Origin of the sequence: Rhodococcus sp. IC4_135 (genome assembly GCF_011602025.1) — a bacterium.
GTDB classification, from domain to species: Bacteria; Actinomycetota; Actinomycetes; order Mycobacteriales; family Mycobacteriaceae; genus Rhodococcus_F; species Rhodococcus_F baikonurensis.
Window position 1 is genome coordinate 42,749 of record NZ_JAAOLG010000003.1, and the last position, 11,669, is coordinate 54,417.

The following is an 11,669-nucleotide window of genomic DNA, read 5'->3' on the forward strand; positions in this document are numbered from 1 at the left end:
CTGCAATTTCACTCAGTGAAAGACCGAATACGAGCTATCCAAGTCCGCCGCCGCCAAGCCCGCGTGATATTCCACGGGCGGCCGCGACCAAAGCCGGCAGTAAAGGGGCCGGATCCTGCTCCACCGGAACAACTGTCGAGACCGCTGCAACGACATTGCCGCCGGATTCGCGAACCGGAGCGGCAACGGCAAGGGTCCCGACGTTCAGATACTCACGACAGACCACGAATCCGGTGCGTCTGATCTCGTCGAGGGTTGCTCGCAAGATTCGCTCGGAAGTAATGGTTTTGGGAGTGAACGACTCGAGACCGGCACGGAGGACGTCGTCGAGAAGCTCGGTCCCGCCGTGCGCGAGGAGAATCAATCCACCGCTCGACGCGTGCAGCGGCAATCTTCCGCCTGCGCGACCTACAACGGTGACAGCGCTACGCGAGGACAAGCGCTCGAGGTACAGAGCCTCGGTACCTTCACGAACGACCAACTGCACGTTCTCTCGGGTGACTTCGTAGAGGTCTTCGAGAAACGGCAACGCCACCTGCCTGAGCCCATGTGCCCCGGGCGCAAGAGCGCCGATCTCCCACAACCGCACTCCCACCTGGTACTTGCCGTCACTCCGACGCTCGAGTGCGCCCTCAGCCACCAACTGCCCACACAGTCGATGGACGGTGGGCAGTGGCAGATCGGTACGACGACTGATCTCCGATTGCGTCAACCGCGGCGACGTCGCGTCGAAGGCACCGAGCACGATGAATGCCCGGCCGATCAACGAACGGTCGCCTGATGCCATTCACACAGTGTGACAGGGCAGTGCCACCAAGAATCCACTGTGACTGACATCAGGCGAAACGTGTTCAGGCGGTGCGGAGCTACGCGGAGTGCGCCAATTCCGGTTCGCGTTCGACCGCCGGCGGTGCGGCCTCGATCTTCATCGGCTCCTGTGCGTAGTGGAAGTGCGGACGACGGTGACCGATGAACGAACCGAACCACGACATCACAGCGACGTACCGGTTGCGGAAGCCCACCAGATACATCACGTGGACGGCCAACCACATGAACCAGGCGATCGTGCCCTTGAACTCGACCTTGCGGACGCGACACACAGCGCTGAATCGGCTGATGATCGACATGCTGCCCTTGTCGAAGTACTTGAAAGGCGTTCCGGCCTTGACCTTTCCGTTCACGATCTTCGCGGCGTGACGGCCACCCTGCATCGCGACGGGCGACTGACCCGGCAGACCGTTCAGCGACGTCATGTCACCGATGGCAAAGACGTTGGCGAATCCGCCGACAGTCAAGTCCGGATTGATGAGCAGACGACCCGCGCGGTCGGTGTCACAACCGGTTGCCTCGCCGAGCACTGCGGCGAAGTCGTTGGCGCGAACACCGGCCGACCAGATGACGGTCTCGGCGTCGATGCGCTTCTCTTCCTTGGTCTTTGCCGAGGACACGGTGACACCGTGCTCGTCGATGGCGGTGACCATGGTGTTGAGGACAACCTCGACACCCGACTTCTCGAGCGAAGCCTGCGTGTACTCACTGAGCTTTCCACCGAAGGCCGGAAGGGCGACGCCGGCGCCTTCGACCATGGTGACCGTGACCTCGTCGGCGCTGATGTTGTTGATGGACTTGGCGAAGTAGCGACGCGCCAGTTCCTTGATCTGTCCGGCGAGCTCGACGCCGGTTGCGCCGGCACCGACGACAACGAAGCTGAGCAGGTTGCGACGAACCAGCGCGTCGTTGGTGGTGTGGGCCTCTTCGAAGCAACGCAGGATCTGCTTACGCAGGACCTCGGCATCCTCGACGGTCTTGAGCTTGTAGGTGACCTTCTCGAACTCGTCATGACCGAAGTACGCCTGCGTGGCACCGGTGGCTGCGATGAGCGAGCGGTACCCGAGCGTATGGCGGGTACCCGAGGCTTCGTAGACGACGGTGTTCTCTTCGGCGTTGACCTCGACGACGCGGCCGAGCCGGACGTCGGCGTTGGGGTACTTCTGCAGGATCGTGCGGATGGGCGGAGCCACCTCGCCTGCCGACAGAACACCCGTCGCCACCTGGTAGAGCAGCGGCTGGAAGAGGTGCTCGGTGGTGGCGGAGATGAGAACGAACGGCGTCTTGGACTTCGCGAGGGTCTTGGCCGCGGCGAGGGCTCCGAAGCCCGAACCGACGATCACTACCTGAGTCTTCTCGTGTCCAGTCGCGTCGATGTCGGCGCGACCCGCAGCTGTTCTATCCACAACAAACTCCTCAACCAAATTGAAAGTATGACTATTACGGTATGGACTGATCATGGGTCGGGTCCAGCTAGCTGGAGTATTCGCAAGACTGTTATCTCGATTGCTCATAAGTAAGCTGTCTTCATGGACTTCCGCCAACTCAAGTACTTCCTCGTCGTGAGCGAGGAACTGAGCTTCAGTCGCGCCGCCGAGCGCTGCTTCATCTCGCAGTCGGCGATCAGCCATCAGGTTGCACGGCTGGAGAAGGAACTCGGGGCGACGCTCTTCGAACGCTCGACCCGAGCCGTCCGCCTGGCCCCGGCAGGATCGCGTCTGGTGCCCATCGCGCAGCAAGTCCTCAGCCTCGAAACGATGGCGTACTCCGTCGCCCGCGACCCGCGCGCCCGGATCCGGATCACCGGAAACATGAGCTTCGCCGCTCAGACGCTGGACGCCATCGCACACGTGCGTGAACGTCACCCCGACCTGGACGTCGAGTTCGTCATCAAGAGTTTTGCCCACCGCATGGACGCCGTGGCCTCCGGCGACGCGGACATCGCACTGATTCGCGGCGGCGTCGACCGCCCGGGGCTCGAACCACTGGACCTCGGCGTCGAGGACCTGCTGGTCGTCATGTCGAGCCGACACCCCCTGGCCGGCCAGCAGAGCGTCGACCTCAACGACCTGGCCGCCTATCCCCTGCTCCTGCCGCCGCGCCAAAGCCAGGTGCTCATTCACAAGGTGGTCGAGGACGCGTTCCGCGAGATCGATCGACGCGTACAACTGGGCCCGGCAATTCCGAGCGATCACACCGCCACGCTGGACGTGATCACCAACCCTCGCGCCTGGACCCTGCTGTATTCGATCACCGCCGGCGAATCTCCACGCGCCGGAATCAGTTTCATGCGCGAATCGCATGGCCGCTTGCGAATTCCCGTCTCGGGGGTGACCCGTAGCGGCGCTACCCACTCCACCGAGTTCGCCGATCTGATTCAAGCACTCAAGGACGCCATGAACCCGTCTTTCACTGAGTGAAAGTGTGATGGCGGTCAGCCTCCTCGCCGAGCAACGTGGTGGGCAACCATGTGATGCGGCGCGCAGTTGCATCCCTTTATCGAGGAGCGGCCATGACGAGTTTGCTGAACGAACCGGTGTGGGAATCGAAGATCTTCGACGGCGAATGGGTCCCGGGCAGCGCCGAAGATCGTTTGGTCGTCGAGCCGGCCACCGGCAAGCAGTTGACGACGGTCGGCATGGCAACTCCCGAAGACGTGGCCGCCGCTGCAACAAAAGCTACTGCAGCTCAGAAGGATTGGGCGGCACGCCCCTACACCGAACGGGCCGCCGTTCTACGCCGGGCCGGTCAACTGTTCGAGCAGTACGCCGACGAAATCGGCGAATGGGTGATCCGCGAGGCGGGCAGCATCCCCGCCAAGGCCGGGCTGGAAACACATACCGCAGCCGAAGAGTGCTACAACGCTGCGGCATTGGCCGCACACCCCGTCGGTGAGGTACTGCGCTCGGAGCAACCTCGGCTGAGCTTCTCTCGTCGCGTGCCGGTCGGAACCGTCGGCGTCATCGCACCGTTCAACTTCCCGATCATCCTGTCGATTCGTGCAGTCGCTCCCGCACTGGCGCTGGGCAATTCGGTAATCCTCAAGCCTGATCCGCGGACGGCGATCTGTGGCGGTGTGGTTCTTGCCCGCATCTTCGAAGAAGCCGGCTTGCCCGCCGGAGTGTTCAGCATGCTCCCGGGCGGCGCTGACGCCGGTGAGGCGCTCGTGGTTCATCCGAGCGTTCGCGTCATCGCATTCACCGGGTCGACACGCGCAGGACGCGCTGTCGGCGAACTGGCAGGTCGCCACCTCAAGCGCGCGCACCTGGAACTCGGCGGCAACAACGCGCTGATCGTCATGGATGACGTCGACCTCGAAAAAGCCGCATCTGTCGGCGCTTTCGGCTCGTTCATGCACCAGGGGCAGATCTGTATGACCACCGGCCGTCAACTGGTGCACGAAAGTATTGCCGCCGACTACACCGCACTCCTTGCCGAACACGCCGACAAGCTTCCGGTAGGTGACCCGTTCACCGGTCAGGTAGCACTCGGTCCCATCATCGACGCCAAGCAACGCGACCACATCCACTCGCTGGTCACCGGAAGCATCGCGGCCGGAGCGAAACTGGCTGCCGGTGGCACCTACGAGGATCTCTTCTACCGGCCCACCGTGCTGGCCGACACCCCGCTCACCGCGCCGGCCTTCGCCGACGAGGTCTTCGGGCCGGTCGCGCCGGTGACCTCGTTCGCCACCGTCGAACAAGCCGTCGCCATAGCCAACGATTCCGAGTACGGATTGTCGCTGGGCATTCTCACCTCCGATGCCATGCGCGGACTCGAACTCGCTCAACAGATCCCCACCGGCCTGGTACACATCAACGACCAGACTGTCGGCGACGAAGCCGTCATCCCGTTCGGCGGCATGGCGTCCTCGGGTAACGGTGGCCGCGTCGGCGGCATCGGCGCAAACCTCGATGCCTTCACCGAAACACAGTGGGTGACCGCGCAGAGCGCACTCCCGGTCTACCCCTTCTAGTCCGAGACTCACCGAACTGGCCCGAACTACACCAAGCACGCTTCAGGGGCTCACTGACCAGCATTGACGGGATCGATCTCGCGGACTTACCATCCAGAGAAAATTACTTCGCCACATTAAGCATTTTCTCTTGTAATTCCCGAGAAGGACCCCCTTGACGAATTCAGTGACGACCGACAGTGCTGCGCAGCCAACCGTCTGCGACACCCCGGATACATCAGTCGTAGTATCACCGCGCCGCGAGGCCGTCATCATCGCGGCCCTCAGCCTGGCCGCGATGATCGTCTCGATGATGCAGACGTTGCCCGTTCCGATTTTGGGACGCATTCAGTCCGATCTGGGCGCATCCTCGGCCGGTATCAGCTGGGTGACCACGGCGACCCTGCTGTCGGCGGCCGTCTTCACTCCCCTGCTCGGCCGCTACGGTGATCAGCACGGCAAGAAGCGCACGCTGGTGGGCGTTCTGATCGTCATGGTGATCGGTTCTGTCGTGGCCGCACTGGCACACAATCTGCCGCTACTCATTCTCGGACGCGTCCTGCAAGGAACGGCCACCGCCATCTTCCCGCTGGCTCTGTCGGTACTGCGCGAAGAGGTCCGCCCACACAAGCTTCCCGGCGCGATGGCCTTGGTCAGCGGAACCCTTGCCTTCGGCAGCGGCCTCGCCCTCGTGGCCACCGGGCTGCTCACATCGGCTCCGGATGCCGACTACCGCAACGCCTTCTGGATGGCGACCGGATTCGCGTTGCTTGCCCTCGTCGCGGTCATCACGCTGGTGCCCGCAACCAAACACAAGAGCGGCGGCCGCGTCGACGTCATAGGTGCACTGAGCCTGGGCGCTGCACTCCTTCTACTCCTGTTGTCGATTTCTCAAGGCCACCAATGGGGTTGGTTCTCACCCTTGACCATCGGTGTTTTCCTTGCCTCGATCGTGATGTTCGCAGTGTGGGTCTGGATCGAGAAGATCGTCGACGAACCGCTGGTCGACATGCGGATGTTCGTCCACCGGCCCGTGATGATGGCGAACCTGGCCGGTGTCATGGTGGGCTTCGGGATGTTCGCCAACTTTCTCGGCATCTCCTACCTCGTGCAACTTCCGCGCTCTCTCACGGGATACGGATTCGACGCGAGCATTCTGCGCGCGTCGGTGGAATTCCTTCTGCCGGGAGCGATTGCCTCGCTGATCGCCGCACCGATCGCTGGGCGCCTCATCAGAGTGCGCGGACCACGCTTCGTTCTGGGACTCACTGCGATCTGTGGTGCGGTCCCGTTCGCCTGGCTCGCATACGACCACACGCATACCGCGTCCGTCATCGGTGCGGGCATCGTGATCGGCGCCGCCGTCAGCCTGGGTTACGCGGCCATGCCCGCCATCATCATGTCGAGTGTTCCGCATCGCCAGAGTGGAATAGCCAACGGAATCAACTCGATCTCCCGTTCCACCGGTAGCGCCATGGGCAGTGCCGTGGTGACCACGATTCTCGCCTCGATGACCATCGCCAACCTGCCCGAAGGCACACCCACGTTGCCCAGCGAGTCCGCCTTCACCGTCACGTTCGTCACCGCCGCAGTGGCCTTCGCCCTCGTCGGTTTGGTCGGCTGGCTGGGTCTGCGCCCCGTACCGTCCCCGGCCACCTCGGAACAATCTCCCGCTGCGTGAGATCGAAAGTACCGCAGAGACTTAAGCGCACCGTAGCCTGCGCAGATGGCAGGTGAGACGCTCTACGTGGTCGATCGGATAGTCACGAAACCCGGGTGCGGGAAGAAGTTCGTCGACGAATGGCGCACGGGCTACCTGCCCAACGCCGGCGGTCGAAACCTGACTCTCGACAATGTACTTGTCAGTCCGCCGCTGTGGTCCGAGGACGAGTCGAACGTCGTGACGATCACGTGGGCCGTCGAGGGTACCGCCGGTTGGTGGGCGATGACTCGTTCCAGTCGGGGCGACTCCGCCCTCGGACAATGGTGGGACGCAATGAATTCGCTCATTGCCGAACGAACGCGCACCATGGCTGCCACTGCCGATGACGTCGAGAGTCTTGCCGATGTATAACGTCACACGGGTGGTCTTCACTGCCGATGACACAGAATCGGACGGCTGGGCCGATGCGATGAACACCATTGCAGCAGCGGCGGAATCGTCGGGCGCAGTTCGCCATCTCGTCACCGCCACACTGCCCGGCGTCATCAATGGCGGAGATCTGATCGTGCATCTCCAGTTCGAGGACGAAGCTGCGTGGCAGGCCTCTCGAGGTGCCGTTGACGCCGGGCTTCACCACGCCGCCGTCGGGCAAGTTCACGGCGCCGAGTACACGTCCGGGACCGCAGGTCGCTCGCGCGCCACCGGGCCGAACGGGGTGTACCGGGCGCTGCTGATCCGCGTCGCGCCCGATACTCCCGAGGACACGATCGAACGCTTCGAAAGCGACTTGCTGAAGATGCCCGGTCATATCTCCTCGATCGCGGCCTGGCGACTCAGTCGAGTGAGTGCGGCGACGGACGAGGGCCACGCATCCGACGAAGCACCGTGGACCCACGTGTGGGAGCAGGAATTCACCGACCTCGCGTCACTGCAGACCCAGTACCTCGACCATCCGATCCACTGGGGCGTCGTTGATCGATGGTTCGACCCCGAATGCACCGAAGTCATTGTGCGGGACAGGGTCTGCCACACCTTCGGCAAACTGGGCGACGAAGTCCTACCGAGCGGCGGCTGACGCCTCACGGATCATCGCCCAGGCTTTTCGGCGTGCCGGTTCTGTGAGTGACAACGACGGAATGGTGAGGAATCCGTGAAACAGCCCGTCGAAGCGATGATGCTGCACGGGGACGCCGGCCGAGGCAAGCAGTTTCGCGTACTCGTCGCCGGACGAGCACGGCGGGTCCAGCTCGGCCGTCAGAACGACGGCCGCTGGTAGATCGGCGAATGACTCTGCCCGAGTAGGTATTACCCGCACGTCATCTCGGCGTTCGGGGGCATACTGGTCCCAGTACCACTTCATGGCCGTAGTCGTGTTGTAGTGATCGGTCCCGTAGCGGCGGTAGGACTCGGTGTCGAAATCGTCGTCGATCACGGGATAGATGAGAACTTGCGCCGCGACCGCCGGGCCTCCACGATCGCGGGCTGCGATCGCAACTGTCGCAGCAAGATTACCGCCCGCACTGTCGCCGGCAAGCACGATCCGGTTCGGGTCTGCGCCGTACTCTTGCGCGTGCTTCGCCGCCCACTCCAATGCGACATAGACGTCGTCGTGTGCTGCCGGCGCGGGATGCTCAGGGGCCAGACGATAATCGACGGAGACCACCACAGCGCCGACACCTTCCGCCATGGATCGGCAGAATTCGTCATGGCTGTCCAGGTCACAGAACACGAAGCCTCCGCCATGAGCGAAGACGACCAGCGGCACAGCGTCGGAGGACGTGTGCGGGCGGTAGACGCGGATCGACAGATCTCCCCCGGGTCCGTCGATTGCGAGATCCTCGACCGTACGCATATCGGGAAGCCGTTCCAGCGGGGCTCGTCGATTTCGAAGCAGAGCGCGCAGCTCCGACGGCTCGAAGCTGGTGACGTCCGGGAAAGCAGCGTTGAGCGTGGCCAGCATCGTGATGACTTCCGCGTGAATTGTCATGTGCACTCCTGATCTCGGACGTCGGGCATCCGCCAAGGTAGATCGCCTGCGGTCGAGTGAGAACACACCTTCCCGATCAGTGGTCTGTTCGGTCGTGAGAAGTCGCGAGAAACGAAAAGGGAGACCACACCTCGTTGTGTGGTCTCCCTTTCGATTCGGTTCAGCCGATCAGGCGTCAGCCCCTAGTGCGAGCATCGACCTTGTCGTCATCGTCGTCGCGCTCACCGGCCGCGAGCTCGATTCCCGATTTCTCGCCGTCGGCGTCAGTGCCCGCCTTCTCGAGTTCCACCGGTGTGTCACCGGACGCAACCTCTTCGGCGTCAGGTTCCTCCGGTAGTGGTTTCTTGAGGCTCAGGATGATCGAGCCCGCCAACACCACGATGATCACTGCGAGGCTGACCAGCGAGGGGATCTCGGGGATCGACGTGCTGATCACCTTGTGGCTGGCCTGCATGATCAGCTTCACGCCGATGAAGGCGAGAATGATCGACAGACCCTTGGACAGGTAGTGGAACTTCTCGAGCAGACCCGAGAGCAGGAAGTACAGGGCACGCAGACCCAGGATCGCAAACGCGTTGCTGGAGTACACGATGAACGGATCGTCACTCACTGCGAGCACTGCCGGGACACTGTCGACTGCGAACACGAGGTCGGCGGCTTCGATGGCGACGACGACGGCGAACAGCGGTGTTGCGACGCGCTTTCCGGCTTCCTTGACGAAGAACTTGGTTCCTGCGTATTCCTCGCGGACCGGCATGATCTTGCGCAGCAGGCGAACTGCCAGCGAGGTTCCCGGATCGAAGCTCTCGTCGTCGTCCTTGAGCAGCTTGTAAGCGCTGTAGAGCAGGATGGCGGCGAAGACGAACAGTACGGCCGTGAACTTGCTGACCACTGCAACGCCCGCGGCGAGGAAGATACCGCGGAAGATCAGGGCGCCGATGACACCGAAGAACAACACGCGGTGCTGGTACTCACGGGGCACCTTGAAGTATCCGAAGATCAGGGCGAACACGAAGAGGTTGTCGACGGACAGACTCTTCTCCAACAGCCAGGCTGTTGTGAATTCGACGCCCGAGTTCACCCCCAAGGTCAGGGTGACGACCACCGCGAACACGAGAGACAATCCGACCCAGAGCGCACTCCACCAGGCCGCTTCCTTGAAGCCGATGACGTGCGCGCCGCGGTGGGCGAGCAGGTCGATGAGCAACATGACGACGATGACTGCGGCGAACGCGGCCCACGCCCACATGGGAACGTTCATCGCTGACCACCTACCCGAATGGCACTGATGACTGCGGTCACGGGGAGCTCCTTCACTGAGTTCGGACGGCCGTCTCGCCGTCTTCTCCAGTGTTCCTTGCCGACTTCGCTCCATCCCGGTCGAAATATCGACGACTTTTGACCACAAAGTTGCCGAAACCCGGCAGTTTGAGCGGTTTGCAGCCGAAACCACTCTTGGAGGGCATCTTGTTCTAGCCTGGCAAGCATGAGCACCTCGTTGTACTACTCCGCCGTCCGCACCACACCGCTGACCGACGACGAGAAGGCCGAAGTCGACCGACTCATCGCCGTCCACAACGACGAATTTCCGTTCGACGCGGAGGTCCTCGACCTCTACCCGTCGGATATCCCCGACACTCTGCTCAACGGTTCGACGAAGATCTCGAGCGATCCGACCGAGGTGATTCCTTCGCTTGTCTACTGGTTCAACGCTCTGACCGAACTCCGGCGAGCGGTGCCAGACGCCGACTGGGACGTTTCACTCGACGACACCCCCGCCGATTGGGATGACAACTCCGGCTACTCGCTCCCCGGGCTCGACGACATGCAGTAGCGAGTCATGGGTTCGGTAGGACGGCGGCTCCGTAGCTCTCAAGCGCGATGAGGGCCAACTCCGTCGGCAGTCGACGCTGGTCCACGCTGCGGCCTAGTAGCGTTTCGGCCTGATCGAGTCGATACCGCACGGTGTTCTTGTGCAGACCGAGGGCTGCGGCCGTAGCGGCTGCGGTGCAATTGTTCTCGTAGTAGACCCGGACGGTGTTCCGGATCCGGGACGTGACGCCGTCCGTGCCGGCCAAGCCCTTCAGTTCCCGAGCCACCAGCGCACGGAGTTCGTCCAGATCGTCGGTGAGCAGACAGGGAACCTGAACGTCCTCGTAGACGGTGACGCCCGGCGAACCCGTGGAACGGACCGCGACGCGCTGGGCGGCGAGCGCCTCGCGATGACTGCGAGCGAATCCCTCCATCCCGTACCCGCCGGCCCCCACTGCGACACGAAGGTCCGAAATCCGAGCACGATCGAGCGACGCCCACTCACGGCTGTCGAAATGCGCTACCCACGACCACAGCTCGCGTGCCCCCGAAGGCAAGGTGAGAACACGCTCCCCCTTGGATTCGTCCACGAAGGAACGTGCGTACGAGTCCAACCTGGCCAATACGTCCGCGGCCGGGTCGGTGTCGTCCGTCCAGAGAACAAACGCGGTGTGGTGGCGCCGCATCGGGTAGTCCAGAATCCGGGAGGCTTCGTCGGAGTGAAGTGCTTCGCCTGCGACAATCGCGTGCACCGTCTCGGACCGACGTGCAAAAGCGCCGCGCGCCAGGCTCTCCCGCTCCTGCGCATACGTCGCCACCAACAATTCGGTGGTCACTTCCAGCCACCTCATCGCCGAGCCCCAGACCCGAACCAGAAGGGCACGTTTGAGTTCGGGACCGATCGGCAGCGCCTCGATCGACTCGTCGACGAAACCCAGCATCGCGAGGCGTCCGGCACCGTAGATCTTGAGAAGGACCCGAAGATCCATACCGCGTCGAGCGACGGTGAGTGCAAGCGCAATCGACTCCGCCGGCGGAGTGACCTCCTCGGAACCGCCCGCGATCGCGGCCACGATGACGCGGAGCTGCGCCGTGGTGCTTGCATCCACATCGCGTCGTAGCTCCCGATCAGCCGCCACCTCGGGATTTGCCGCGGCAATGGCGTCGTCGATGCGTTGGACGAAACCGTCGATCACCTCGGGTTGGAGATAGATGGGCGCGAGATTCGCAATCCAACCATCCAACTCCGAGGTGTCCATGGGCGCCTTTCCGACTGGGATCCAATTTGTGACTTTGTCACAAATCTACCGCTTCGGTTCAGCCAAGGAGCCCTAGCAACCCAGTTTCCGCTGGTCCACAATCACATCTCACCGCAGTTTCGTCACCGCAGTTTCACGTCACTGCAATCCCATCCCCCTAGTTCT

General features: G+C 62.8%; 11 protein-coding genes. 6 read left to right on the plus strand and 5 right to left on the minus strand.

Going from position 1 to position 11,669, the window contains the following annotated elements:
- Nucleotides 1-34 precede the first annotated feature (34 nt).
- Together G8767_RS08300 and G8767_RS08305 are read right to left on the minus strand one after the other, a co-directional pair.
- Nucleotides 35-787, minus strand: coding sequence for an IclR family transcriptional regulator (locus G8767_RS08300; RefSeq protein ID WP_095972373.1), 753 nt, complete (start codon nt 785-787; stop codon nt 35-37).
- Nucleotides 788-866: 79 nt separating this feature from the next.
- The gene (locus G8767_RS08305) at nt 867-2,234 is read right to left on the minus strand and encodes an NAD(P)/FAD-dependent oxidoreductase (RefSeq protein ID WP_095972372.1); all 1,368 of its coding nucleotides are present in this window, start codon (nt 2,232-2,234) and stop codon (nt 867-869) included.
- A gap of 123 nt (nt 2,235-2,357) precedes the next feature.
- On the opposite strand from G8767_RS08305, the gene G8767_RS08310 reads away from it, so the two are divergent.
- From G8767_RS08310 to G8767_RS08330, 5 genes are all read left to right on the plus strand, one after another.
- Nucleotides 2,358-3,248 carry a LysR family transcriptional regulator gene (locus tag G8767_RS08310; protein WP_095972371.1) on the plus strand — a complete coding sequence of 297 codons (891 nt, stop codon included), beginning with the start codon at nt 2,358-2,360 and terminating at the stop codon, nt 3,246-3,248.
- A 92-nt stretch (nt 3,249-3,340) separates the two neighbouring features.
- Complete coding sequence (locus G8767_RS08315; protein WP_124568049.1) at nt 3,341-4,804, plus strand: benzaldehyde dehydrogenase; 1,464 nt, start codon at nt 3,341-3,343, stop codon at nt 4,802-4,804.
- A gap of 154 nt (nt 4,805-4,958) precedes the next feature.
- A complete protein-coding gene (locus tag G8767_RS08320; protein WP_206029116.1) occupies nt 4,959-6,464 on the plus strand; it encodes an MFS transporter in 1,506 nt (501 codons plus the stop codon).
- Nucleotides 6,465-6,509: 45 nt separating this feature from the next.
- Nucleotides 6,510-6,857: a hypothetical protein gene (locus G8767_RS08325; RefSeq protein WP_166809841.1), complete on the plus strand. Its 348-nt coding sequence runs from the start codon at nt 6,510-6,512 to the stop codon at nt 6,855-6,857.
- Nucleotides 6,850-7,521, plus strand: coding sequence for a Dabb family protein (locus G8767_RS08330; RefSeq protein ID WP_095972367.1), 672 nt, complete (start codon nt 6,850-6,852; stop codon nt 7,519-7,521). The genes G8767_RS08325 and G8767_RS08330 overlap by 8 nt, the downstream gene beginning before the upstream one ends.
- Here G8767_RS08330 and G8767_RS08335 read toward each other — a convergent pair.
- Nucleotides 7,504-8,433 (minus strand): alpha/beta hydrolase, encoded by a 930-nt coding sequence (locus tag G8767_RS08335; protein WP_166809842.1) that lies wholly within the window; start codon nt 8,431-8,433, stop codon nt 7,504-7,506. The genes G8767_RS08330 and G8767_RS08335 overlap by 18 nt on opposite strands.
- Before the next feature lie 175 nt (nt 8,434-8,608).
- Nucleotides 8,609-9,694, minus strand: a complete 1,086-nt coding sequence (locus G8767_RS08340; protein ID WP_166809843.1) for a TerC family protein — start codon at nt 9,692-9,694, stop codon at nt 8,609-8,611.
- A 225-nt stretch (nt 9,695-9,919) separates the two neighbouring features.
- Between G8767_RS08340 and G8767_RS08345 the strand changes: the two genes are divergently transcribed.
- Entirely contained in the window at nt 9,920-10,267 is a 348-nt protein-coding gene (locus tag G8767_RS08345; RefSeq protein WP_095972365.1) for a hypothetical protein, read from the plus strand.
- A gap of 4 nt (nt 10,268-10,271) precedes the next feature.
- Here G8767_RS08345 and G8767_RS08350 read toward each other — a convergent pair whose 3' ends face one another.
- A complete protein-coding gene (locus G8767_RS08350; protein ID WP_095972364.1) occupies nt 10,272-11,504 on the minus strand; it encodes a helix-turn-helix domain-containing protein in 1,233 nt (410 codons plus the stop codon).
- Nucleotides 11,505-11,669 lie beyond the last annotated feature (165 nt).